The organism is Alistipes sp. UBA6068, assembly GCF_949428155.1.
Taxonomy (GTDB): Bacteria; Bacteroidota; Bacteroidia; order Bacteroidales; family Rikenellaceae; genus Alistipes; species Alistipes muris.
Window position 1 is genome coordinate 54,070 of sequence record NZ_CASQFS010000002.1, and the last position, 23,986, is coordinate 78,055.

Annotated in this window: 19 protein-coding genes; 5 read left to right on the top strand and 14 right to left on the bottom strand. The window is 57.8% G+C overall.

Features of this window, described 5'->3' with window-relative positions:
* Positions 1 to 9: 9 nt before the first annotated feature.
* The 13 genes from QVG21_RS01710 to QVG21_RS01770 form a co-directional block, all read right to left on the bottom strand.
* Positions 10 to 660: an acylneuraminate cytidylyltransferase family protein gene (locus tag QVG21_RS01710; protein ID WP_287921518.1), complete on the bottom strand. Its 651-nt coding sequence runs from the start codon at positions 658 to 660 to the stop codon at positions 10 to 12.
* Between the two features lie 4 nt (positions 661 to 664).
* The gene (locus tag QVG21_RS01715; RefSeq protein WP_287921521.1) at positions 665 to 1,630 is read right to left on the bottom strand and encodes a long-chain-fatty-acid--protein ligase; all 966 of its coding nucleotides are present in this window, start codon (positions 1,628 to 1,630) and stop codon (positions 665 to 667) included.
* Positions 1,627 to 2,784 carry a Fic family protein gene (locus QVG21_RS01720; protein WP_287921846.1) on the bottom strand — a complete coding sequence of 386 codons (1,158 nt, stop codon included), beginning with the start codon at positions 2,782 to 2,784 and terminating at the stop codon, positions 1,627 to 1,629. Before QVG21_RS01720 ends, QVG21_RS01715 begins: the two co-directional genes overlap by 4 nt.
* 123 nt (positions 2,785 to 2,907) lie before the next feature.
* Entirely contained in the window at positions 2,908 to 3,447 is a 540-nt protein-coding gene (infC, locus tag QVG21_RS01725; RefSeq protein WP_287921524.1) for a translation initiation factor IF-3, read from the bottom strand.
* A gap of 121 nt (positions 3,448 to 3,568) precedes the next feature.
* The gene (thrS, locus tag QVG21_RS01730) at positions 3,569 to 5,521 is read right to left on the bottom strand and encodes a threonine--tRNA ligase (RefSeq protein ID WP_287921527.1); all 1,953 of its coding nucleotides are present in this window, start codon (positions 5,519 to 5,521) and stop codon (positions 3,569 to 3,571) included.
* A 223-nt stretch (positions 5,522 to 5,744) separates the two neighbouring features.
* Complete coding sequence (gene pdxA, locus QVG21_RS01735; RefSeq protein WP_287921530.1) at positions 5,745 to 6,839, bottom strand: 4-hydroxythreonine-4-phosphate dehydrogenase PdxA; 1,095 nt, start codon at positions 6,837 to 6,839, stop codon at positions 5,745 to 5,747.
* Between the two features lie 132 nt (positions 6,840 to 6,971).
* Complete coding sequence (locus QVG21_RS01740) at positions 6,972 to 7,727, bottom strand: TrmH family RNA methyltransferase (protein WP_287921533.1); 756 nt, start codon at positions 7,725 to 7,727, stop codon at positions 6,972 to 6,974.
* Positions 7,724 to 8,674, bottom strand: a complete 951-nt coding sequence (locus tag QVG21_RS01745) for a ribonuclease Z (protein WP_287921536.1) — start codon at positions 8,672 to 8,674, stop codon at positions 7,724 to 7,726. The genes QVG21_RS01740 and QVG21_RS01745 overlap by 4 nt, the downstream gene beginning before the upstream one ends.
* A 10-nt stretch (positions 8,675 to 8,684) precedes the next feature.
* Entirely contained in the window at positions 8,685 to 9,611 is a 927-nt protein-coding gene (trxB, locus tag QVG21_RS01750; RefSeq protein ID WP_287921539.1) for a thioredoxin-disulfide reductase, read from the bottom strand.
* 98 nt (positions 9,612 to 9,709) lie between these two features.
* Positions 9,710 to 11,440: a DUF4954 family protein gene (locus tag QVG21_RS01755; protein WP_287921542.1), complete on the bottom strand. Its 1,731-nt coding sequence runs from the start codon at positions 11,438 to 11,440 to the stop codon at positions 9,710 to 9,712.
* A gap of 107 nt (positions 11,441 to 11,547) precedes the next feature.
* Complete coding sequence (locus QVG21_RS01760; protein ID WP_287921545.1) at positions 11,548 to 12,120, bottom strand: FKBP-type peptidyl-prolyl cis-trans isomerase; 573 nt, start codon at positions 12,118 to 12,120, stop codon at positions 11,548 to 11,550.
* Positions 12,121 to 12,175: 55 nt separating this feature from the next.
* On the bottom strand, positions 12,176 to 14,998 hold the full coding sequence (gene gcvP / locus QVG21_RS01765) for an aminomethyl-transferring glycine dehydrogenase (RefSeq protein WP_287921549.1): 2,823 nt from the start codon (positions 14,996 to 14,998) through the stop codon (positions 12,176 to 12,178).
* A gap of 111 nt (positions 14,999 to 15,109) precedes the next feature.
* On the bottom strand, positions 15,110 to 16,780 hold the full coding sequence (locus QVG21_RS01770; protein WP_287921551.1) for a nucleoside kinase: 1,671 nt from the start codon (positions 16,778 to 16,780) through the stop codon (positions 15,110 to 15,112).
* Between the two features lie 98 nt (positions 16,781 to 16,878).
* On the opposite strand from QVG21_RS01770, the gene QVG21_RS01775 reads away from it, so the two are divergent.
* From QVG21_RS01775 to QVG21_RS01795, 5 genes are all read left to right on the top strand, one after another.
* Entirely contained in the window at positions 16,879 to 18,300 is a 1,422-nt protein-coding gene (locus QVG21_RS01775) for a bifunctional metallophosphatase/5'-nucleotidase (protein WP_287921554.1), read from the top strand.
* 200 nt (positions 18,301 to 18,500) lie between these two features.
* Positions 18,501 to 20,342 (top strand): 30S ribosomal protein S1, encoded by a 1,842-nt coding sequence (gene rpsA, locus QVG21_RS01780; protein WP_251214847.1) that lies wholly within the window; start codon positions 18,501 to 18,503, stop codon positions 20,340 to 20,342.
* A gap of 304 nt (positions 20,343 to 20,646) precedes the next feature.
* The gene (gene lpxK, locus QVG21_RS01785; RefSeq protein WP_287921559.1) at positions 20,647 to 21,690 is read left to right on the top strand and encodes a tetraacyldisaccharide 4'-kinase; all 1,044 of its coding nucleotides are present in this window, start codon (positions 20,647 to 20,649) and stop codon (positions 21,688 to 21,690) included.
* Complete coding sequence (locus tag QVG21_RS01790) at positions 21,674 to 22,480, top strand: purine-nucleoside phosphorylase (RefSeq protein ID WP_251214845.1); 807 nt, start codon at positions 21,674 to 21,676, stop codon at positions 22,478 to 22,480. Before lpxK ends, QVG21_RS01790 begins: the two co-directional genes overlap by 17 nt.
* Positions 22,481 to 22,482: 2 nt before the next feature.
* The gene (locus tag QVG21_RS01795; protein WP_287921562.1) at positions 22,483 to 22,998 is read left to right on the top strand and encodes a single-stranded DNA-binding protein; all 516 of its coding nucleotides are present in this window, start codon (positions 22,483 to 22,485) and stop codon (positions 22,996 to 22,998) included.
* Positions 22,999 to 23,068: 70 nt separating this feature from the next.
* Here QVG21_RS01795 and QVG21_RS01800 read toward each other — a convergent pair whose 3' ends face one another.
* Entirely contained in the window at positions 23,069 to 23,824 is a 756-nt protein-coding gene (locus QVG21_RS01800; RefSeq protein ID WP_287921565.1) for a response regulator transcription factor, read from the bottom strand.
* Positions 23,825 to 23,986 lie beyond the last annotated feature (162 nt).

Below are 23,986 nucleotides of genomic sequence, written 5' to 3' on the forward strand. Positions count from 1 at the left end.
GATTTTTACCTAACCTATTCCTCTCGCTGCCGCAATTACTTCGGCCATCGCAAAATCTTCCGGGTAGTCGATGTCCAGCCCTTCGATGCGGTCCACCACCGCCATGTAGGGGCGGTCGCCTATGCGCCGGTGCCGTTCGCACCATAGTTCGCGCGGAAAGATGAAAAACGCGCTCGTCTCTATGTAGACCGGTTCGAGGGTCTGCGTGCGGGGTACGTTGTCCGGCGAGTAGTTCAGCGGTCGGCCTTCGTACCATGCGAACGTCTGTATCTTTTCTACGCTGAATGCCGAATCGAAAGCGCCCGTAAGTACTTTTTCCAGCGCGTCGTCTATCGTCTTCGGGCGGATGAAAGGCGAGGTCGCGTGGGCCAGTACATAGTAGTCGGCTTCCACTTCGGCCGTAAAGGCGTCGTATATTTCGCGGCCCAGCGTCGTGTCGCGGTCCAGTTCTTCGGCGCGTCGCTGCAACTTCACTCCCTCCGGCAGCAGCGGGCGGATTTCTTCGTTGCTGCAATAAACGTACACTTCGTCGATCCGTTCCGTGCGGAGTAGCGTTTCAAGGATGTGGCACATCAGCGGTTCGCCGCCTAATCGTCGCAGGTTCTTGCCCTCGACACGTTGGCTGTTCAGGCGGATGGGTACGAATGCTACGGTTTTCATCGGTTTATTGTACTAACAGGTTGCAGCCGCGGATTTCCGCATGGTCGATGCGGCCTGCCACCTCGAACGAGCCGTCGGGGAATACGCGTCCTGCGTCTTGTGTTTCGATAAATGCGCACGACCAGCGGTTGGCCAGGTCGGTTACATTCAGTCCTCCGCGAGTGCCGGCAGGCAGCAGGTCGCGCGGGTCGTTGATGTCGCGGGCCGTTACCCGCATCCATGCCGGACAGCGGAAGCGGTTCCCGCCCGCGGAGTAGGCTTGCGAGGTGAGTTCCGCCATCCCGTATTCCGAGTGGATTTCTTGCACGCCGAATGCCGTGCAGAGTATCTTGTGGAATTCTTCTTTGGGCAATTCTTCGCGGTAGCCTTTCATTCCGCCCGTTTCCATGATTATCGTGTCGGGTAGTTTCGGTGCATATTTTTCGGCAAGGTCCCATAGTGCATAGCTCACTCCCAGCAGGATTTTCGGTTTCGGGTCGGTAGCCATGTCGTGCAGCAGACGGTCGTAGTCGTCTAAATAGAAGCCGCCCGAGTCGCATTCTCTTATCAAGCGGTCGGCCATGTAGACCAGCGATGAGCCTTGGCGGCGCAGGTAGTTCGGTAGCAGCGCATACAGGCTCCAGTGCGACGGTTCGCCATAGAACGTCCGGAATGCCGTGCGGAATGTTCGTTCGTAGTGGGCCAGTGAGTGCATCGGATGGCGTGACGGGGTCATTCCCGTCGTCGCGCTCGACGTGAAAACCGCTTCCGGTTCGTCGTCTCCGCAGTAGACGTCGTGGGTTTTGAATAGCTCTATCGGCAGATGCGGTATCTTTCCGTATTCGTCTACTTCCCTCGGATTTACTCCTATCAGCGACAGATATTCCCGATAGGGCGGGCATTTTTCCGCTTGTTCCCGGAATAGTTCCAGCGCCGCGCGTTCAAATTCTCGTTCGGTCTTTATGTCGAATATTTCGCACGCGTTGTTCATCGGTGGTTTTCTTTTAGAATCTGCCATTCGCCTGCTTTGGTTGCTCCGACGTGTTTGATGATTCCTTGTCGGGTCAGTTTCAGCAGTTGGTATTTGATGCTATCTTCGGTGCGGTTCAGTAGTACGGCCAGTTCTCGGCGGGTTATTCTTGGGTTATTTCGTATCGCCGTCAGTATCTTTTCTTGGGTGTTTCTTGGGTTTTCTTGGGTGAAATCATGAATTTCTCGGGTGCTTATTTCTTTTTCTTGGGTGATATGTTTTGTTTCTTGGGTGTTTTCTTGTCCTTCTTGGGGGTATCTGGTTATTATAGGAATATCATGATTGAATTCATGGACTATATCGTGAACTTCCAATTTGGGTATATCGGAGTCAATGGGATACGATGTTTCATCCAGGGGTTTGCCTTGTCTCTTTTTCAGCGTCTTGAATATTTCTTCCAGCATGAAGTCTATGAAGATTCCGCTGTTGGCTTCGGCCGAGCTACGGTTGATGGCATCATAGTAGCCTTGTTGGTTGGCGTATACCATGTTTTCAATAGGCAGGTGCTCGAATACAGGATGTAGTTGGCCCAATATCAGCGATTGCCATAGTCTTCCGGTTCGTCCGTTTCCGTCGCTGAACGGGTGGATGAACTCGAATTCGTAATGAAATACGCAGCTTTTAATCAGTAGGTGGTCATCCGCTTTTTTCAGCCACTCGAACAGGTCGGCAATCAGCGTCGGAACTCGGTTCGCAGGCGGTGCTATGTGAATTGCTTTCGCTCCAGCGAACACTCCGACGCCGCTTTTGCGGAAATGCCCCGCATCGTCGGCCAGGGCTTCCATCATTACTCCGTGCGCTCGCAATAGGTCTTTCACCGAGTAGGGGTCGAGTTGCGAGTAGAGGTTGTAGGTTTTGATAGCGTTCCTTACTTCTTGGATTTCGCGAATCGGTGCTACAACGTGTTTCCCGTCTATGATGTCGGTTATCTGGCTTTCTGTAAGCGTGTTTCCTTCAATGGCCAGCGAGCCTTGAATCGTTTTGATACGGTTGATTTTCCGCAGCAGCAACGCATCGTCCTGTTCCATCCGGATAGCAAACCGTTCCACCATCGCCGATATTTCGGCAATGAGGTTGATGGCTCGGGTGGTTATTTTGAACGGTGGGGTGTACATGCGGAGCGTTTTTGCAGGTAGAGCGCGCAGGCGGTATGTCGTTTTGCAAAGATACAAGAAATTCATAATCGGCACGATTCTCCGATTATGAATTTCTCATACGTTGCGGTTGTCGAAAGGGGGTTATTTCTTTCCTTTCGGGGCAAGCATCATGTTCATCTTCTTGCCGTCCAGTTTGGGCATCATCTCTACTTTGGCTACTTCTTCAAGGTCGGTGGCAAAGCGCAGCAGCAGGATTTCGCCTTGTTCCTTGAATACGATCGAGCGGCCGCGGAAGAATACATAGGCCTTGACTTTCGAGCCTTCTTTCAGAAAGTTCGTCGCATGTTTCAGTTTGAAGTTGTAGTCATGGTCATCGGTTTGGGGTCCGAACCGGATTTCCTTGATTGTAACTTTCACCTGATTGGCTTTCAGTTCCTTGGCTTTCTTTTTTTGTTGATACAGGAATTTCTGATAGTCGGCAATCCGGCAGACGGGAGGTTCGGCTTTGGGCGAAATTTCGATCAGGTCCAGTTCCATTTCGTCCGCAAGGCGCAGGGCTTCACGGAGTGTAAGGACTTGCGGTTGTTCGATGTTTTCGCCTACCACACGTACTTCGGGGGCTGTTATCTCCGAGTTGATGCGGTGGGGATTTTCCTTGACAGGCGGACGGCGTCCGCCCATTGCCGGTTTCGGTCGGTTGTTCCCGGGGTTGAACGGCCTCGGCGGGAACGGTTTCGGTGCTGCGATAGTTGTATGTGTTTTTGGTTTGTGTTACAATGGGCCGCGGTTTTCGCCGCTTCCGTTATTCTCTCTTCAGTTTGTTGGCTTCCATTTCCGCTTTCACCTGGTCGGTTATGCGGTCTTTGAAGGTTTCCAGCGGCATCTGGCCTTGGTCTCCTTCGCCTTGGGCACGGACCGATACCAGGTTTTCCGCCGCTTCTTTTTCGCCTACGATCAGTAGATAGGGGATTCGTTTAAGTTCGTTGTCGCGGATTTTGCGGCCGATTTTTTCGTTGCGGTCGTCTATCTGCGCACGGATGTCGTGGGCGTTCAGATAGTCGGTTACCTTTTGCGCGTAGTCGTTGAACTTCTCCGAAATCGGCAGTACCACTACTTGGTCCGGTGACAGCCACAGCGGGAATTTGCCGCCCGTGTGTTCCAGCAGTACGGCTACGAAGCGTTCCATCGAGCCGAACGGCGCACGGTGAATCATAATCGGGCGATGTAGTTTGTCGTCCGCTCCCTTGTACGTCAGGTCGAAGCGTTCCGGCAGGTTGTAGTCTACCTGAATCGTGCCCAGCTGCCATTTGCGGCCTATGGCGTCTTTGACCATGAAGTCCAGTTTCGGGCCGTAGAAAGCAGCTTCGCCATATTCCACTACCGTGTTCAGTCCTTTTTCCTTGGTCGCTTGCATGATCGCCGATTCGGCTTTTTCCCAGTTTTCGTCCGAGCCGATGTATTTTTCCGTGTTGTTCGGGTCGCGTAGCGAAATCTGTGCCGTATAGTTGTCGAATTTCAGCGTCTTGAATATGTAGAGTACAATGTCGATTACGCGCTCGAATTCTTCCAGCAGTTGGTCCGGCCGTACGAACAGGTGCGCATCGTCTTGCGTGAATCCGCGTACGCGCGTCAGTCCGTGCAGTTCGCCCGATTGTTCATAGCGGTATACCGTTCCGAATTCCGCCAGTCTCACAGGCAGTTCCTTGTACGAGCGGGGTTTCGAGCGGTAGATTTCGCAGTGGTGCGGGCAGTTCATCGGTTTGAGCAGGTATTCTTCGCCCTCAATCGGAGTATGAATCGGTTGGAACGAGTCTTTGCCGTATTTCGCGTAGTGGCCCGACGTCACATAGAGTTCCTTGTTTCCTATGTGCGGCGTGATTACTTGCTGGTAGCCGTATTCTTTCTGTACTCCGCGCAGGAATTGTTCCAGACGGTCGCGCAGGGCGGCTCCTTTCGGCAGCCACAGCGGCAGGCCTTGGCCCACCCGTTGCGAGAACGTGAACAGTTCCAGGTCCTTGCCCAGTTTGCGGTGGTCGCGTTTCTTCGCTTCCTCCATCATCGCAAGGTATTCGTCCAGCATCGACTTCTTCGGGAACGCAATGCCGTAGATGCGGGTCAGCATCTTGTTCTTTTCGTTTCCGCGCCAGTAGGCTCCCGCCACCGAGGTCAGTTTTATCGCCTTGATGTAGCCCGTGTTCGGGATGTGCGGGCCGCGGCACAGGTCGGTGAACGAGCCGTTCGTGTAGAACGAAATCGTGCCGTCTTCCAGGTCGGTTATCAGTTCGACTTTATAGGGGTCGCCTTTTGCCGTGAAATTTTTCAGGGCTTCGGCTTTCGGAACTTCGCGGCGCACCAGTTCTTCCTTGTTGCGCGCAAGTTCCTGCATCTTTTGTTCTATCTTTTCCAGGTCGGCTTCCGTTATCGGCGTCGGGCTGTCCACGTCGTAGTAGAAGCCGTTTTCGATGGCCGGGCCTATGCCGAATTTGATGCCCGGATAGAGGGCTTCCAGCGCTTCGGCCAGCAGGTGCGACGACGTGTGCCAGAATGCGTGTTTGCCTTCGGCGTCGTCCCATTTGTAGAATCGGACCGAAGCGTCTTCTTCGATCGGGCGCGTCATGTCGACCGTCGCGCCGTTTACCGAGGCGGCCAGAGAGTCGGCAGCTAAACGAGGGCTGATGCTCTCCGCGATTCGGTAGGCCGTCGTTCCCTTTTCGTACTCGCGCGCCGAGCCGTCGGGAAAGGTGATTTTGATCATTTTCGTATCGGTTTGGTTTCGGGCCGTCGGCGCTTCCACAATTACGAGACGGAATACGCCTTGGGTTGTCCGTTTTTACGTTGCAAAGTTATAATATTCTTCCGATTTCGGGCACGTTCGCGCGCTTTTTCTCGCCTCGGTTGGGCTTGAATTCGGTTCGGTTTTTTGAATCGTTCATGTTCGCGCTGCTTTTCTTCTTAGCATCGCCCGAACATGTAGCGTCTTATTCTTCGCGTTCCGCCCGGCCCGTTTCCCGCCCCGGGTTGTCGCGGTGGCCGCGTTCGCGTTCCGCATGGGGCAGCGGGTTCGCCGTCCAGGCAGCCCAGGCTCGGCGGTGTTCTGTGATGTCGATGGCCGTGTAAATCGCGTTGCGCATCGACTGCGGGTCGGCTTTGTCTTGTCCAGCTATGTCGAACGCCGTCCCGTGGTCGGGCGACGTGCGGATCGCTCCAAGGCCCGCCGTGAAGTTCACTCCGTCCGGCGACAGGCTCTTGAACGGCGCCAGCCCTTGGTCGTGGTACATCGCCAAGATGCCGTCATAGCGCGTGTAGCCGCCTCCCGCAAACAGACCGTCGGCCGCAAACGGACCGAATGCCAATATGCCTTTGCCGTAGGCTTCTATTATCGCCGGTTTGATGATTTCCGTCTCTTCCGTGCCCAGCAGACCGCCGTCTCCCGCATGGGGGTTCAGCGCCATGACCGCTATCCGGGGTTCTACTATCCCGAAATCTTCGATAAGCGTGCGGCGCATCGTCTCCAGGTCGCGGACGATTTTTTCTTTCGTGATGTTGCGGCTGATTTCCGAGACCGGGATGTGCTTGGTCACCAGTCCGATGCGCAGTATTTCGCTGCACATGATCATCAGCGGTTCCCCGCCCAGTTCGGCACCCAGATATTCCGTGTGGCCCGTGTGGCGGAATTCGTCGCTCTGTACCGTCTCCTTGTCGAACGGCGCTGTCACCAAGGCGTCCAGATAGCCGTCCTTGAGGTCTTGCATCGCACGGCGCAGTGCTTCCACTGCTGCCCGGCCTGCTTCGGGCGTCGCCTGCCCCGGTTCTATGCGTTCCGTTTCTCCGCAGTCCACTATGCTGATTTTGCCGCGGCGGGCTTCATGGGCCGATGCGACCGCGTGAAACGTCGTCTCGGTCGGTTCCGCCAGCGTCTTGCGGTAATAGTCCGCCGCTTTGGCCGAGCCGTAGACGACCGGAGTGCAGACTTCGGTCATGCGGGTGTCCGCCAGCGCTTTGAGTATGATTTCCCAGCCGATTCCGTTCGGGTCGCCCTGGGTGATTCCTATCTTGAGTTTGTGTTCCGACATGGTCGTTCGTTTTTCTCAACAAATATACGATAACCCGCTCGCAATGCCAAATTTATCGGCTTGTTTTCGTGCTGGTTTTCTCATCTCCGCACAACCTTGTCCCCTCGTGTCATTCTGAGCGGAGCGAAGAATCTAAGTCTGTTTCGGTTTCGCGGTTCTTCTTCTGAATTCGGCGCATACCACTCCCGTCGCCATCGCCACATTGAGCGATTCCGAGCCCCGGCGGTCGGCCGGGTAGGGTGGGATGAACAGTTTGCGGGTCACCGTCCGGGCCGTCGCTTCCGTTACTCCTCGGCCTTCGTTGCCCATCACAATGATTCCCGTCGGCGTCAGCGGCGTGTCGTAGAGGTTTTCGCCCTCCAGGAAGGTGCCATAGATTTCCGTGCCCCGTTTCGCTGCTTCGCTCAGGAACTGCGGCAGGTTCGTGTAGTGTACCCGTACCCGCAGAATCGCCCCCATCGTCGCCTGCACCACCTTGGGGTTGAAGCAGTCGGCCGAGTTTTCCGAGCAGACGATGTCGGTTATCCCGAACCAGTCCGCCAGCCGGACGATGGTCCCCAAATTGCCGGGGTTCTGCACTTCGTCCAGCGCCAGCACCAGTTCTTCGTCCGCATCTGCCGTTCCGAGGTCATGGCGGGGTATCTCCACCAGCGCCAGCGAGTTGTTGGCCGTCTTCAGCAGCGACAGCCGTTCCATTTCGCGCGGGCTTACCGTCTCCACTTCCGGTCCCTCGAACACTCCTTCCAGCGCAAATATCTTGCGGATTCGCAGGTGCGAGGCGCGCAGTTCGCTTACGAGTTTTTCGCCCTCGGCCACGAACAGCCCGTGTTCCGTCCGACCCCGTTTGTCGGCCAGCGCCCGGACCAGTTGTATCTCTGCTTTCGTCATCGGTTTTTGTCAGCCCCGCTGTCGGGGCGTCTCTTTTTTATCATGAACGTGCTTCCCTCGACGGCCGGGTAGGTCTCCGGGAATAGTTCGCGGGCTTCGTCGACCAGCACCTGTTCGTCCTTGTAGCGCGACGAGTAGTGGCCGATTATCAGCCGTCCGGCTCCCGCCCGCAGCGCTGCTTTGGCCGCATCTTCCGTCGTCGAGTGGCCCCGTTGCCGGGCCGTCTTGCGTTCGGCCGCCGCATAGGTCGCTTCGTGGTACATCAGGTCCGCTCCCGCCGCCAGTTCTGCCGCCTTGGCCGAGTAGGCCGTGTCCGACAGATAGGCATAGGTTCGCGGCCGGTAGGGCAGGTAGGTCAGTTCTTCGTTCGGAATCGTCTCGCCCGTGTCGAGCGTCACCGCTTCGCCCCGTTTCGCTGCCGCAATCTGCGCAATCGTAAGGCCGTATTTCGCAATCTTGAATTTGTCGACGTTCAGCGGCGGCGTTTTCTCGCGGAACAGATAGCCCGCCGTCGCTATCCGGTGGCGCAGCGGAATGCTCCACACTTCGAGCGTCCGGTTTTCCAGCAGCAGCGTGTGCTCCGTCGTCCGTACTTCGTGCCACTCCGTTTCGTAGGGCAGGTCGCTGTCGAAATAGCGCAGGTGGGCGGTCAGTATTTCGCCCAGCGGCGCCGGGGCATAAATCGGCAGCGGCGTGCGGCGGCCGTAGAGGCCCAGCGTTGAGAGCAGCGGGAACAGCCCGTACACATGGTCGCCGTGCAGGTGCGATATGAATACGGCCCGCAGTTTCAGCGGGTTGATGCCCGCGCGCGCCATCTGTTGTTGGGTCCCTTCGCCCGCATCGACCAGGTAGTGCTGTTCGTGTATGTTCACCACCTGCGCCGACGGGTGGCGCGTGGCGGTCGGTTTGGCCGACGACGACCCCAGTATGGTGACTGCGAAGCTCACTCCGTCGCGTTTATCTCAGCAGGAACCGTTCGCAGTCCAGCGCAGCCACACAGCCCGAGCCCGCCGCCGTGATGGCTTGGCGGTAGTGGGGGTCTTTCACGTCGCCCGCCGCGAATACTCCTTCGATGTTCGTCTTCGACGTTCCGGCTTCTACCTTTATATATCCCTCGGCATCCAGTTCCAGCTGGTCCGCAAAAAGTTCCGTGTTCGGATGGTGGCCTATCGCCAGGAAGAATCCCGCTATGTCTATCTTCGTCTCCGTGCCGTCGTTCTTGCGCAGCAGGGCTCCCGTTACGCCCGTTTCGTCGCCCAGCACTTCGGCCGTGTTGTGCTCGAAGAGCACTTCGATGTTGGGGGTGTTGAATACCCGTTCCTGCATCGCTTTCGAGGCCCGCAGATAGGGTTTGCGGACTATCATGTAGACTTTGCGGCAGAGCGATGCCAGGTAGGTCGCTTCTTCGCAGGCCGTGTCGCCGCCGCCCACTACCGCCACGTCTTTCTTGCGGTAGAAAAAGCCGTCGCACGTCGCGCAGGCGCTCACCCCTTGGCCGCGGTATTTCGTCTCCGAGGGGAGCCCCAGGTATTTCGCCGTGGCACCCGTCGCTATGATGATGCTTTCGGCTTCGATTTCTTTCGTCCCGTCCACTACGATGTGGAACGGCCGCGACGACAGGTCCGCCGTCGTTATCGTGCCCGTGCGGATTTCGGTTCCGAAGCGTTCGGCTTGTTTGCGCAGGTCGGCCATCAGCTGGTTGCCGTCCACTCCCTCCGGATAGCCCGGGAAGTTCTCCACTTCGGTCGTCGTCGTCAGTTGGCCGCCCGGTTCGATGCCTTCGTAGAGCACCGGTCCGAGGTTGGCCCGCGACGTGTAGATGGCCGCGGTGTAGCCCGCAGGGCCGCTGCCTATTATCAGTACCTTGATTCTTTCGGGTTCCATATTTTCGTCGTTTTGTTTTGTGTTCGATTTTCGCAGGTTTTTCCGTCACGGCAGCCCGAATAGGTTCGGTTCTGCACTCCGCGTACCGCAAACGTTTCCTATTTCAGCCCTCTCACCGCCCGGTAGTCCGCCCGGATTTCCGTTTCGTCTTCGCTGTCGGCTCCGTAGCTCACCGCCAGCGCCAGGGAGCAGTCGCGGTCGCGGTCGGCGTCGGTCGTGCGGCGCATCGCGGCGTGGGCGTTGCGGCCCGCTTCGATGGCTTCCCGGATCTCTTCGGCCGTGGGGGTGTGGCCCAGCAGCGACGCATAGATCTGTTCGGCCCAGCTGCGGGCGTATGTTCCATAGTGTACATGGAATACCCGGAACCGGTTGTCGATTTCTTCCAGGGTCCGCAGCGCGCCCGTTTCTATGTCGTCCGCTATCGCTTCCGTCTCGCGTTTGGTGATGTATTGGCCCGCCACGTCTATCCAGCGGCCCGTTCCGTCGTAGCGGGGGTCGGACGTTCCGCCGTCCAGCATCGCGCCCAGCGCCGCTACGATGGCTTTGTCATAGAGTTTGATGCCGCGTTGCAGGGCCGTCGCGCGGACCACCGTCTTGCCGTAGGCGTATTGTCCCGCCGCCGGGTCTTGGTCGCGCAGCATGTGGAGCGTGTCTACGGCCCGCAGCATCGTTCCCGTCACGCAGGGGTTGTGTTCTTCAAAGTTTATCACGTCGCGGCCTACCGTTCGGCGGTCGCGGGCGGGCCATTTTTCCAGGTCGCGCACCGTGCCGTAGCTCGTCAGGTTGGCTCCCGGCAGCAGGTAGGAGCGGCCCTCCTTTTCCATCAGGTAGGAGTAGGGGAATATCGCCGTGTCGTGGTGGTCGGCGTGGTTTCCTTTGACCATCGTGAAGGCTCCTTCGATGGCGGGCGACATGATATAGGCGCCGCTTGCAAATTTGCAGCCGCGCAGGTGTACCGCCTGGTGTACGGCTCCGCTCTTGAACAGGTGGTTGCTTTGGTTCGAGCCGCTGCCCGCGTTGAAGAACGAGAACATGCCCGCTATCAGCAGCGACGATTTGTGGTGCGATACCGTGTAGGGGCCTGCGAATATCGACGCCGCTTCGCCGTTTTCGCAGTGGCAGTTGGCGAAGAACAGCGATTCCGCCGCCGTGAATCCCTTGTCGAGGCGGCAGCTTTCGCCCACAAAGCAGCGTTCCAGCGTCGTTCCGTTGTCTATTCGCGCGTTTTCCGCCGCTATGAAGTCGTAGGCTTTCACGTCCGGGCCTATCCGCGTTCCGTCGCACAGCGTCCCGTTTTCCAGTATCGACGCCCCGTCTATTTCCACGCCGTCGCCCAGCCGGGTTTCGCGGATGAACCGGGCGCCTCTTATGCGGCAGTCGCGGCCCGTCTCGCCCGTCTCCGACGCCCGGGTTTCGGCGTAGTCGCCGATGATTTTTTCCAGCGTTTCTATAAGTTTCGGCCGATGGCGGTAGACTGCCAGCAGGTAGGCGGTTTGCGCCGACAGCCGGTCGCAGATGGCTACCGCCCGGCCGCCGCATTCGTTCATCGTCGCCGCTTTCACTCCGTTTCCGAACGTCGTCCGGCGGCGGCATTCCAGCGCCGTCACGTCTTCGACCAGCGTGCCCGGGCCTATCCGGTAGTTCTTCACCCGCGAGCGGACAATGCGGGCTCCCTCTCCGATTTCCACACGCCCTTCCAGTCGGCTCCGTTCTACTTGCGCCGGGTCGAAGCCTTCGCTTACAGCGATTTGCGACCAGTCTTCGGCCGTCGTGCCGTTTTTTTCCGCTGCCGCGATTTCCGCCGCGGTCATCTTTCTCAGTCGGGACATTCGTGTGGTTTGATTCGTGCAAATATAGCGATTCGTCGTCAATAAAAAAAGATGAAAGGTTTTTCCTCTCATCTTTTTCTTCCGGGCTCCGGCCCGTCTTCGTGTGTTTAGTGGCAGTTGCAGTGGCCGTCGTGTTCGTGGCTGCCGCAGCCGCAGTCGTCATGGCCGCATTCGCCGCCGCAGTCGTGGTCTCCTCCGCACGAGCCGCAGGAGCAGTGGCCTTGCAGGTCTTCGGGCGTCACGTCGCGCACGGTCACCACTTCCACCTCGAAGTTCAGCGTCTTGCCCGCCATCGGGTGGTTGAAGTCCATCTTCACCGTTTCGTCGCCCACTTCTTTCACCACGCCCATCATGCGGTTGCCCTGGGCGTCGCTCATCGGTACCTGCGAGCCCTCGAACAGGATGTCTTCGGCTACCTTTCCGTCCACCATGAATATGTTTTTCGGCAGGTCCACTACCGCTTCGGCCATGTATTCGCCGTATCCGTCCTTGGGTTCCAGCGTGAACGTCACTTTCTCGCCCGGTTCCTTGCCTTCGATCGCCGCCTCGAATTTCGGCAGCAGCATCCCCGTCCCGAAGATGAATTCGAGGGGTTGTCCCGGGCGCGACTGGTCGGCGATTTGTCCGTCTACGGTCAGTTTGTAGTCCACACCGACCATCTTGTTTTGTTCTGCTTTCATTGCTTTTCGGTTTTTTAGGTCGCAAAGGTAGTCCAAATTCCTCCGCTTTCAAAATTTATTCCACATTCACACAGCACAGGTTCCGGTCTCCGTAGCCGTTGTCTATCTTCGTCACATGGGGATAGAATTTCGCTTCGCGCACCCACGCCAGCGGGTAGGCCGCTTCTTCGCGCGTGTAGGGGTGGGTCCAGTCGCCCGCCAGTTCTTCGGCCGTGTGCGGAGCGTTCACCACTACGTTGTCCGCTTCGTCCGCCGCCGCTTCGCATTCGCGTTTGATTCGTACCAGCGCTTCCACGAAGCGGTCCATCTCCGCCTTGGGTTCCGATTCCGTAGGTTCCACCATCAGCGTCTCGTGTACCGGGAACGAGAGGGTCGGGGCATGGAATCCGTAGTCCATCAGGCGGTGGGCTATGTCGCCGCAGTCGATGTTGTAGTCTTTCTTGAAGTTGGTCAGGTCAAGGATCATTTCGTGGCCCACACGGCCCGTTTCGCCCGTGTAGTAGGTCCGGTATTCGGGCGCCAGCGCCGACGACATGTAGTTGGCATTGACGATCGCCATCTCCGTGGCGCGGCGCAAACCCGCTTCGCCCAGCATGCGGATGTAGCCGTAGGTGATGGGCAGCAGCAGCGCCGAACCCCACGGTGCCGACGCCACCGCCGTGATGCCTTCTTCGCCGCCCGTCGGCATCACCGGGTGCGAGGGCAGGAACGTCCGCAGGTGTTCCGCCACGCAGATCGGGCCTACGCCCGGTCCGCCGCCGCCGTGGGGCATCGCAAAGGTCTTGTGCAGGTTCAGGTGGCACACGTCTGCGCCTATGTAGCCCGGGTTCGTCAGACCCACCTGCGCGTTCATGTTCGCCCCGTCCATGTAAACTTGGCCGCCCGCATCGTGTACGATTTCCACGATGTCGCGGATGCGGCTCTCGAATACGCCGTGCGTCGAGGGGTAGGTCACCATCAGGCCGCATAGTTCCGAGGCGTGTTCTTTCGCCTTGGCTTCCAGGTCCGTTACGTCGATGTTGCCTTTTTCGTCGCAAGCTACCGTCACTATTTTCATTCCCGCCATCGCCGCCGACGCCGGGTTCGTGCCGTGGGCCGAGGCCGGTATGAGTACGATGTTGCGGTAGCCTTGGCCGCGGCTTTGGTGGTAGGCCCGGATGACCATCAGTCCCGCGTATTCGCCCGCCGCGCCCGAGTTGGGCTGCAGCGAGCAGGCCGCCAGCCCCGTTATCGTCGCCAGGTCTTGTTCCAGTTCGCGGATCAGCTGCATGTAGCCCTCGGCTTGGTCCGCCGGGGCAAATGGGTGCATGTTCTGGAATCCCGCCAGCGACAGCGGTTGCATCAGCGCCGCCGCGTTGAGTTTCATCGTGCACGAGCCCAGCGAAATCATCGAGTTCGCCAGCGATATGTCGCGCAGTTCCAGCTTCTTGATGTAGCGCATCAGTGCGCTCTCCGAGCGGTAGCTGTTGAAGACGGGTTCTTGCAGATAGGCGGTCGCGCGGCGCAGCGTCGGCGGCAGGGCGTTATCCGTGGCGGGTTTTACCGCCTTGATCCGTTTGCCCTTGGCTGCGGCAAAGATGCGCACCACTTCCTCGATTTCCGCCGCCGTCGTCACTTCGTCGAACGACATGCGCACCGTTCCTTCCGTCGGATAGTAGAAGTTGATGCCGCATTCCAGCGCCAGCGATTGTACTACGGCCGCTTCCGCTTCCGTTTCCAGCGTGTCGAAGAATTCCTGCGACGTCAGTTTGTAGTCCAGCGCTTCCAGCGCCCGGGCTGCCGTCACCGCGGCCCGGTGGGCCGTTTCCGCTGCTCGGCGCAGTCCCTCCGGTCCGTTGTACACGCAGTAGAAGCCCGCCATCGAGGCCATCAGCGCCGACGCCGTGCAGATGTTCGACGTCGCGCGTTCGCGTTTGATGTGCTGTTCGCGCATCTGGAGCGCCATGCGCAGGGCCTTGTTGCCCAGGCGGTCTACCGATACGCCGATTATCCGGCCCGGCATGTTGCGCTTGTAGGCTTCGCGCGTGGTCATGTAGCCCGCGCCCGGGCCGCCCAGCCCCATCGGCAGTCCCAGTCTCTGGGCCGAGCCTACCGCGATGTCGGCGCCCCATTCGCCCGGGGCTTTCAGCAGCGCCAGCGCCAGCAGGTCCGCCACGGCCGTCACCAGCGCTCCCTTGGCATGGGCCGCCGCCGCGAAGTCCGTGTAATCGCGCAGCGAACCGTCGGCCGCAGGGTATTGTATTATCGCGCCGAATTCGCGGCCCGTGAATTCATATTGGTCGTAGTCGTCTACGATCAGTTCGATGCCGAACGGTTCGCTGCGCGTCAGCAGCAGGTCCAGCGTCTGCGGGAATATGTTGCGGTCTACGAACAGTTGGTTGCGGCCTTCTTTCACCGCTTCGCGCGTGCGCAGCGAGTACATCATCGCCATCGCTTCGGCCGCCGCCGTGCCTTCGTCCAGCAGCGAGCAGTTGCCGATTTCCATGCCCGTCAGCGAGATGACCGCGGTTTGGAAGTTCAGCAGCGCTTCTAAGCGGCCCTGCGAGATTTCCGCTTGATAGGGGGTGTACGAGGTGTACCACGCCGGGTTCTCGAATACGTTGCGCGTTATCGCCGCCGGCACGGCCGTCGGGTAGTAGCCCATGCCGATGAACGAGCGCAGCGGGCGGTTGCGGTCGGCCAGCGCCCGGATGTGGGCCGCAAATTCGTATTCGCTCATCCCCTCGGGCAGGGCCAGCGGTTTCTTCAGGCGGATCGAGGAGGGTATGACCTGTCCGATCAGTTCGTCTACCGTCTTCACTCCTATGGTCCGGAGCATTTCGCTCAGTTCCTTTTCATTGCTGACGCCGATGTGGCGTGCGGAAAAATTGTCGAACATATTTTAGCAAGGGTTTGATGTCATAATCAAGGTGAAAAGTTAAAGGTGAAAGGTGGGAGGGCTTTCATCGGCGCTTGCCATACTTTTCACCTTTCGCTTTGCATGTTTCGCTTAGTATTTGAAGCTGCTCCCGCCGATGAATTCCCGCAGAATCGACGTCGGCGGGATTTCGTCGGGCGGTATCGGGATGAAGTTGTCCAGGAATTTCAGCATCCGCCGTGCTTCGTCGTATTCCGCCACCGTGTCCGGTACTTCGCGCAGCATCTTCTCCGCATAGGGGCGCAGAACCGATATTTCGTAGAACAGCGACGAGTTCAGCATCACGTCCGCGTTTTCTTGGTACGGGAATATGTGTTTTTCTTCGCCGCGTCTCACGCTCGCCCAGCGGCCCAGGGTCGCCAGCGCGTCGGCGCCGCGTTGTTCGTGGTCACGGACCAGGCGGCGCAGCAGGCGGTTGTCCGTCGTCGATATGCGCGTCAGGTTGTCCATCGCCACCGACGTGAAGCACGAGATGTAGATGCGGAATTTCTGCGCGTCCGGTATCGAGGGGGTCAGCCGCGGGTTCAGTCCGTGTATGCCTTCGATAATCAGTATCGACCTCTCGTCCAGCGTCAGCGGCGTTTCGTGTTTCGTCCGCTTGCCCGTGATGAAGTCGTAGCGCGGAATGTCGATGCTCTCGCCCGCCATCAGACGGCGCAGATGGTTGTTGAAGAGTCCCAGGTCGATGGCTTCCAGCGCTTCGTAGTCGTATTCGCCGTTTTCGTCGCGCGGGGTCTTTTCGCGTTCCACAAAGTAGTCGTCCAGCGAAATCATTACCGGTTTCAGTCCCAGTACGCCTAATTGGATGCCCAGCCGCTTGGCCGAGGTCGTCTTGCCGCTCGACGAGGGGCCCGAAATCAGTACCATCCGCGTTCCGCGCCTTAGGTTCGCTTCGTAGATTTCGTCGGCCACCCACGCAAATTTGCGTTCATGGAACGCTTCGGCCAGTTTGATCATGCCTCCCGCATCGCCCGCCAGTACTTTCGAGTTCACGGCTCCCACGGTCGGCACGCCCATGATTTCCACCCACGATTGGTACTCGCGGAATATGCCGAACATCTTTTCCTGGTAGTAGTCCGTGTGTATGCGGTCCGGGGCCGTGCGGAGCGGCAGCGCCAGGTAGAATCCGTTGTAGTAGGGTTCTATCCCGAACAGGCCTATGTAGCCCGTCGAGGGGGCCAGCGCTCCGTAGAAGTAGCCCACCGTTTCGTCCAGCGTGTAGTATTCGCTGTAAAGCCGCGGGCGCGTGTCCAGCAGTTCTATTTTGTCCGCATAGCCCGATTCGGCATAGCGGTTGCGCACTTCCGTCGTCAGGGCCCGCGTGCGGCGTATCGGCAGGTCGGCCCTGACGATTTCGTGCATCCGGCGGCGCAGCGCTTCGGCTTCTTCCGTCCCGATTTCGTCCGTGCCTTCGATTTCGCAGTAGAATCCGCTGCGGCCCAGCGAGTGGCGGATGTGGAGCGTGCGGCCCGGGTAGAGGTCGCCCACGGCTTTTTGCAGGATGAACCACGCCGTGCGTTGGTAGACCCTTATGCCTGCGAACGATGTGACGTCTACGAACCGCACCGTCACCGGGGTGTATATCCGGTAGTCGAGTTCCTTGATGCGGTTGTTCACTTCGGCCGCCAGAAACGGGTGGCGGCCCGGGGCGAGGCGTGCGGCCAGTTCCGAGAGCGGGGTGCCCGCCGCGACTTCGGTTTCGCCGCCGAGGTTGTCGCAGACTATGCGGATGGTGTCGGCCATGGGTGGGTGCGGATTATTCATTGTTACAGCATGTAAAGATAGAAATTATTTCGTAATTTTGGCCATCGCAAACCAATATTGACCACAATACTGCAAATATGAGACATTTCTTCCGTTCGGTTTTTTTCGCGGTCTTCTTTTTCGCGGCGGCTTGCGCTCCGCGCGAGCGGACGCTCGTCGTCCTCTCTACCAACGACATGCACGCCAAAATCCAGCGTTTCCCGTTGTTGGCCGCCGCCGTCCAGGCATGCCGCGATACGACCGATTTGGTTTTGCTCGTCGACGCGGGCGACCGTTGGACCGGCAACGCTTTCGTCGATAAGGTTCCCGCTCCCGGCAAGCCTATCATCGAGTTGATGAACCGCCTGCATTATGACGTCGCTACGTTCGGCAACCACGAGTTCGACCACGGGCAGGCTTACCTCGGCCGGATGCTCGACAGTATGGAGTTCGAGGTCGTCAGCGCCAACATCTTCTCCGATACCCTCACTTTTCCCCAGCCCGCTCCCTATGCCGTTTTCCGGCGCGGCGGGGTCCGTATCGGGGTCATCGGCGCCGTCACCAATTACGAGGGGCCCGGCCATCCTGCCGGCAACCGTTCGTCGTTCGTCGGGCTCGCCTTTCCTGACCCGCAGGCCGAAGCCGTCAAGTATGCCGCTATCCTGCGGCCCAAGGTCGATGTGCTGATTCTCCTTTCCCATATGGGCGACGACCGCGACATGGAACTGCTCGGCAAGACCCAGTTGTTCGATTTGGTTATAGGAGGTCATACCCACGTCGTTCTCGATACGCTTATCAACGGTACTTTGCTCACCCAGACCGGCAAGAATCTGAAGAACCTCGGCGTCTCCACCGTCCGGCTGCGGGGACATAAGGTCCAGAGTGTTGATTTCCGCGTGGTGTCGCTGGACGATTATGCGCCCGACGCTGCGTTCGCTGCCCAAGTCGAGGGTTATTACGCCGATGCCGAACTCAACAGGTCCATCGGCAGTTTCGCTGCCAGGGCCGACAAGGCCGGGCTTGCCAACTGGATGGCCGAAGCCATTGCCGACGAGGCCGACGCCGACATAGGCGTGTACCATGTCGGCGGCGTGCGGCTCGACGCCATTCCCGCGGGCGACGTCAGCCGGGCGCGTATCTACGATTTGGAGCCTTTCGGCACCCGCATCGCCACCATGAAGATGACCCCCGGGCAGATTCGGCGCATGATCGTCACCAAGTATAACGAGCCCACCCGCGAGGGGCACCGGCTCGATTTGATTCTCACCACGCCTTACACCATCCTCGTCGACGAATCCGACCGGGCTTTCGACGTGCGGTTTCCCGAGCTGCGCGAGGGCAGGGTTTACAGGCTCGCTTCGAGCGATTATATTTTCAAGAATTACCAGGGGCTCGAATATGACGGCGGGGCCATCCTCGACGACGAGGTCGCCGACGTCCTCATCGACGAGTTGGAGGACGACAGCCCGTTGCGTCCCGACAACCGTTTGCGCCACCAGATTCTCGTTGTGACCGATTGATTTTGTTTTTTTCGGGAAAGTACGTACTCTGACTTCGTCTTAGATACCCCCCCCCTCGGCATGCTCAAAATAAATTTGGCATTGCGCTCGGCTTTTCGTATCTTTGCAGGCATTTCGCGCGGGCGCTTTGTGCGCGTAGCGGCGGATGTATAACATTATCAACCTTTTAACGAGCGATTGTATCGCACATCATTCCATCTATGGAAGCAAACAACAACGTGGTCGCCAACGAGAATTTCGATTGGAACGCATTCGAGAACGATTTGGGTGTTTACAGCCAGTCCAAGGACGAAATCGCTGCGGCTTATGACAAGACTTTGTCCAACGTCAACGTGGGCGAGGTCGTCGAGGGTACGGTGACGGGCCTTTCCAAGCGCGAGGTCATCGTCAACGTCGGTTACAAGAGCGAGGCTATCATCCCCGTCTCCGAGTTCCGTTACAATCCCGACCTCAAGGTCGGCGACAAAATCGAGGTTTACGTCGAATCCGCCGAGGACCGCAACGGTCAGCTGGCCCTTTCGCACAAGAAGGCGCGCCAGCTCAAGTCGTGGGACCGCGTCAACGAGGCGTTGGAGAACGACGAAATCATCAAGGGTTACATCAAGTGCCGCACCAAGGGCGGTATGATCGTCGATGTCTTCGGTATCGAGGCGTTCCTGCCCGGTTCGCAAATCGACGTCAAGCCCATCCGCGATTACGACGTCTACGTCGACAAGACCATGGAGTTCAAGGTCGTCAAAATCAACCAGGAGTTCCGCAACGTCGTCGTGTCGCATAAGGCACTCATCGAGGCCGAACTCGAGGCCCAGAAGCAGGTCATCATGTCCAAGCTCGAAAAGGGCCAGATTCTCGAGGGTACGGTCAAGAACATCACTTCCTACGGCGTCTTCGTCGATTTGGGCGGTGTCGACGGTCTGATCCACATCACCGACCTTTCGTGGGGCCGCGTCAGCCATCCCGAAGAGGTCGTCGCTCTCGACCAGAAGATTCAGGTCGTCATCCTCGACTTCGACGATGCCAAGAAGCGCATCGCCTTGGGTCTCAAGCAGCTTACGCCCCATCCCTGGGAAGCGCTCGACCAGAACCTCAAGGTCGGTGACAAGGTCAAGGGTAAGGTCGTTGTCATGGCCGATTACGGTGCTTTCGTCGAGATTGCCACCGGTGTCGAGGGTCTCATCCACGTTTCCGAAATGTCGTGGAGCCAGCACCTGCGTTCGGCTCAGGAGTTCATGAAGGTCGGCGACGAGGTCGAGGCCGTCATCCTCACGCTCGACCGCGACGAGCGCAAGATGTCGCTCGGTATCAAGCAGCTTTCGGCCGATCCGTGGGCTGAAATCGAGACCAAGTATCCCGTCGGTACCAAGACCACGGCCAAGGTGCGCAACTTCACCAATTTCGGCGTCTTCGTCGAAATCGAGGAGGGCATCGACGGTCTGATCCATATTTCCGACCTCTCTTGGACCAAGAAGGTCAAGCATCCCGGCGAGTTCACGCAGGTGGGTGCCGACATCGAGGTCGTCGTGCTCGAAATCGACAAGGACAACCGTCGTCTGTCGTTGGGTCACAAGCAGTTGGAGGAGAATCCCTGGGCCGGTATCGAAAGCAAGTTCCCGCTCGATTCCGTACACGAGGGTACCATCACCGAGATGACCGACAAGGGTGCTGTCGTTTCGCTCGACGAGAACGTCGAGGGTTTCTGCCCCACGCGTCAGCTCACCAAGGAGGACGGTTCCGTGCCGAAGGTCGGCGACAAGATCGAGTTCAAGATTCTTGAGTTCTCCAAGGCTACGAAGCGTATCACTCTGTCGCACTTGCGTACTTACGACGATGTGCGTAAGGCCGAGGCCGCTGCCGAGAAGGCTGAAAAGCGTGCCGCTGCCGACGCTACCAAGTCGACCGTCAAGAAGATCAACGCTTCTGTCGAGAAAACTACGCTCGGTGACATCGCCGGTCTCGCTGCTCTCAAGAGCGCTATGGAGGCCGCCGAGGCCAAGAAGGCTCCCGCCAAGAAGTCCAAGAAAGAGGAGACTGCCGAGGAGTAGTTCCCGCAGTTCTTGTCTGTTTGTAGGCCGTCCGCGAAAAGCGGGCGGCTTTTTTGTTGTGTAGTTCCTCCCTTTCCCCGATTTGTTCCCTCCTGTATCCGGGTTCGGATATGTTCCTTTCCGCCCCGAAATTCCCGTTTGGAACGCTTTGTGCCGTTTTTTTTCGTCATGCCCGCTCCGTGGTCCGGCTCGGTCTCTCGGTTGGGTGTGTTTTCCCTCGTGTTCGGGGTTTTTCGTGTTTTATTTTGGAGGGTCGAAAAATTTCGTTATCTTTGGAAATTCCATATACTTGCGGTTGATTGCCATGTCGAAAGCGTTGCTTGCTCCGATAGCCTTTTTCTACAAGATGGGGGTGACATTCCGTCACCGCCTCTTCGATTGGGGCTTCCTCAAAAGCGAGCGGTTCGACATCCCCATCATCTGCATCGGCAACATCACCGTCGGCGGTACCGGCAAGACCCCTATGGCCGAGATGATTATCGCCTACATGTCCCAGAAGCATAATATCGCGCTCCTCTCGCGCGGGTACGGGCGTAAAACCAAGGGTTACCGCGAGGTTTCGCTTTCGTCGCATTACCGCGAGGTCGGCGACGAGCCGCTCCAGATCAAGCTCAAGTTTCCCGATACGGTCGTCGTGGTCTGCGAGAAGCGGTCCGAGGCCATCCGGCGGATTCGTTCCGAGCATCCCGAGGTCGACCTCATCGTCATGGACGACGGGTTCCAGCATCGTTACGTCGAGCCTAAAATCAATGTCCTCATGATCGACGCTACGCGGCCTATCCAGCACGATAGGATGTTGCCCGTCGGTTCTCTGCGCGATTTGCCGTCTCAGATTTACCGGGCCCATTATTTCATCGTCACCAAGTGTCCCGAGAAGATGGCGCCCATCGACAGACGTATCTTGCGTAAGGTCTTGATTCAGATCGCTTACCAGCAGGTCTACTATACCCGTTTCGAGAGTTTCATTCCCCAGCCCCTTTTCGCCGACGAGGCTTCGCGCGAGCCTTTGGTGCAGGGTTGCAAGGTTATTGCTTTGTCGGGTATCGGCAACCCCGAGCCGTTCCTCAAGACGCTCCACGAGCGTTATAAGGTCGTCGCCGAGGTCACGCTCGACGACCACCATGTCTATCGTGTCCGCGACATCCGGTTGCTCGCGTCGTTGCTCGCCAAGCATCCCGGCGCCGTCATCGTCACCACCGAGAAAGATGCCGTCAAGTTGGTCAACCGGGCCAAGATTCCGTCCGAGGTGCGTTGCGCTCTTTATTACCAGCCTATCAATATTTCATTCATAGAGGATTCGGCAACGGATTTTCTCCAAAAGTTAGAAGAAGATGTTCGAGGAAATTAAACAGACAGCCGCTTGGATCCGGGAGCAGACTTCCGGTTTCCAGCCCGAGGCAGGGATTATTCTGGGTACCGGACTCGGGGATTTCGCCGAGCAGATCGACGCTCGGTTTTCGCTCGATTACAAGCAGATTCCCGGTTTTCCCGTCTCTACGGTCGAGGGGCACAAGGGGCGGATGATTTTCGGCTTGCTCGAGGGGCGGCGCGTCGTCGCCATGCAGGGCAGGTTCCATTTTTACGAGGGGTATTCCATGCAGCAGGTCACCTTTCCCGTGCGCGTCATGCAGCAGTTGGGTATCCGCGTGTTGTTCGTCTCCAACGCTTCCGGCGGTATCAACACTTCGTTCCGCGTCGGCGATTTGATGGTCATCACCGACCATATCAACCTCATGCCCAACCCTCTCATCGGGCCTAACCTCGCCGAGCTCGGGCCGCGTTTTCCCGATATGCACAATTGTTACGACAAGGGGCTCATCGCCCGCGCCACCGCCATCGCCGAGCAGGAGGGTATCAAGCTCCAGTACGGCGTCTACGTCGGCGGCACGGGTCCTACGTTCGAGACCCAGGCCGAGTATCGTTATTTCAAGGCCATCGGCGGCGATGCTGCCGGTATGTCCACCGTGCCCGAAGTCATCGTCGCCCGGCACATGTCCATCCCCGTCTTCGGTGTCTCCGTCATCACCAATTGCGGGCTCTCCGACGAGATCGGCGACCACGAGGACGTGCAGTTGCAGGGCAAGAAGGCCGGGGTCAAGATGCAGTTGTTGTTCCGTCGTATGATTAAAGAGTTGTAGCCATGGTCAATAAGGTCATTCTTATCGGTAACGTCGGTATGGACCCCGAGGTCCGTACTACGGAGGGCGGTGTCAAGGTCGCCCGTTTGCGGCTCGCCACCACCGAGCGGCTCTTCGACCGCCAGGCCAACGAGACGCGCGAGCATACCGAGTGGCATACCGTCACTTTGTGGCGCGGTTTGGCCGACGTCGTCGACCGTTACGTCCACAAGGGGTCTCAGATTTATATCGAGGGGCGTTTGCGTACCCGCGATTGGATGGACAAGGACAATAACAAGCGGTTCACTACCGAGATTCTCGCCGATACCATGAATCTGCTCGGGCGGCGCAGCGACAATTCCGCTTCCGACAGCGCTTCTTACGGGCAGGCTCCCGCGTCCGCACCCTACACTCAGTCGCAGGCCGCTCCCGCCGCAGCGGCTCCGGTTCAGTCCACCGCTCCGCAGGCCGCACCTCAGCCCCAGCCTGCTCCGGCTCCGTCCATGCCTGCCGACGATCCCGACGATTTGCCGTTCTGATTCGGTTGCGCTTATACCTATATATTAAGGAAAGACTTTCAGCGAAGTCTTTCCTTTTTTTGTCGGCCTGTCATATCAGTTTCAAATCTTTTGCTATCCGACAGGCTTCGATGGAGTTCTTCACCTGTAATTTGGCTAAAATCCCTTGTCGATGCCGGCTGACCGTATGGATGCTGATAGAGAGCGTTCCGGCTATTTCTTTGCTCGTCGAACCTTTGTCTATGAGGTTCAAAACTTGTTTTTCTCTGACGGACAGTATTTTTGTGTCATGTTGTTTGCCCAGTGCGGTCGTCTGTCCATTGACAGAATTGATTATCAGACATTTGGATGGAATGTCGAATGGCAGAGGGCTATAAAGGCATAAAGCCAGCCACAAAGTCTCGTCGGAGGGTGCAGGAACATAGAACATTCGATGCAGTACGGGTATATAGTTATTCGTATCGTTTTTCATGCGGAGTTTGCTTGTCAAATAATAGTCGCTGCGTTTCTTTTTGGGCTGGCGTTTGACAAAATGGAAAAAGCGGAGTTCTTGCAAGTGTTTGTCGGCCAGGTCATCTGGATGAATAAGTTTGAAGATTTCCTCTTCCCAGATGGAAGGTACTTCGCCTTCTTTTTCGCATTTGCCCGTTCTCAGCATTCGTGAAAATCCGCCGTAATAGATGTAGCTTGCATCGGTGCGTAAATCGCTCAATACGGCAACGGCATTTTCCATGCGCGCATAGTTGCGAGCCATTTCCTTGTATCGGTCCAGCATTTCCGCATAGGGGTGTTTTGCCGCAAAGTTCTGGGCGGAAAATTCCTTGTTCAATCTATCTTTGGGGTCCATTCGCCGGCAATAAAATGGTTATTTGTAATCATTGCATGGTATGCAACAATACTTTAGCTTTGCAAAGATAAATATTGGGAATGGTTATTCATCATAAGCGAAAAGTAAAATGCCGTCCGAAGCCCGGGTTGAAAGCGTCGTGAACATAGATATTCCGGCCGG

Excerpts from the sequence above, each read along its gene's own strand:
- QVG21_RS01760 (WP_287921545.1), bottom strand. The coding sequence starts at position 12,120 with ATGAAAGCAGAACAAAACAAGATGGTCGGTGTGGACTACAAACTGACC.
- QVG21_RS01795 (WP_287921562.1), top strand. The coding sequence starts at position 22,483 with ATGGTCAATAAGGTCATTCTTATCGGTAACGTCGGTATGGACCCCGAG.
- lpxK (WP_287921559.1), top strand. The coding sequence starts at position 20,647 with ATGTCGAAAGCGTTGCTTGCTCCGATAGCCTTTTTCTACAAGATGGGG.
- QVG21_RS01770 (WP_287921551.1), bottom strand. The coding sequence starts at position 16,780 with ATGGCCGACACCATCCGCATAGTCTGCGACAACCTCGGCGGCGAAACC.
- trxB (WP_287921539.1), bottom strand. The coding sequence starts at position 9,611 with ATGGAACCCGAAAGAATCAAGGTACTGATAATAGGCAGCGGCCCTGCG.
- gcvP (WP_287921549.1), bottom strand. The coding sequence starts at position 14,998 with ATGTTCGACAATTTTTCCGCACGCCACATCGGCGTCAGCAATGAAAAG.
- QVG21_RS01755 (WP_287921542.1), bottom strand. The coding sequence starts at position 11,440 with ATGTCCCGACTGAGAAAGATGACCGCGGCGGAAATCGCGGCAGCGGAA.
- infC (WP_287921524.1), bottom strand. The coding sequence starts at position 3,447 with ATGGGCGGACGCCGTCCGCCTGTCAAGGAAAATCCCCACCGCATCAAC.
- QVG21_RS01740 (WP_287921533.1), bottom strand. The coding sequence starts at position 7,727 with ATGACGAAAGCAGAGATACAACTGGTCCGGGCGCTGGCCGACAAACGG.
- QVG21_RS01720 (WP_287921846.1), bottom strand. The coding sequence starts at position 2,784 with ATGTACACCCCACCGTTCAAAATAACCACCCGAGCCATCAACCTCATT.
- thrS (WP_287921527.1), bottom strand. The coding sequence starts at position 5,521 with ATGATCAAAATCACCTTTCCCGACGGCTCGGCGCGCGAGTACGAAAAG.
- QVG21_RS01715 (WP_287921521.1), bottom strand. The coding sequence starts at position 1,630 with ATGAACAACGCGTGCGAAATATTCGACATAAAGACCGAACGAGAATTT.
- QVG21_RS01800 (WP_287921565.1), bottom strand. The coding sequence starts at position 23,824 with ATGGACCCCAAAGATAGATTGAACAAGGAATTTTCCGCCCAGAACTTT.
- QVG21_RS01775 (WP_287921554.1), top strand. The coding sequence starts at position 16,879 with ATGAGACATTTCTTCCGTTCGGTTTTTTTCGCGGTCTTCTTTTTCGCG.
- rpsA (WP_251214847.1), top strand. The coding sequence starts at position 18,501 with ATGGAAGCAAACAACAACGTGGTCGCCAACGAGAATTTCGATTGGAAC.
- QVG21_RS01710 (WP_287921518.1), bottom strand. The coding sequence starts at position 660 with ATGAAAACCGTAGCATTCGTACCCATCCGCCTGAACAGCCAACGTGTC.
- QVG21_RS01790 (WP_251214845.1), top strand. The coding sequence starts at position 21,674 with ATGTTCGAGGAAATTAAACAGACAGCCGCTTGGATCCGGGAGCAGACT.
- pdxA (WP_287921530.1), bottom strand. The coding sequence starts at position 6,839 with ATGTCGGAACACAAACTCAAGATAGGAATCACCCAGGGCGACCCGAAC.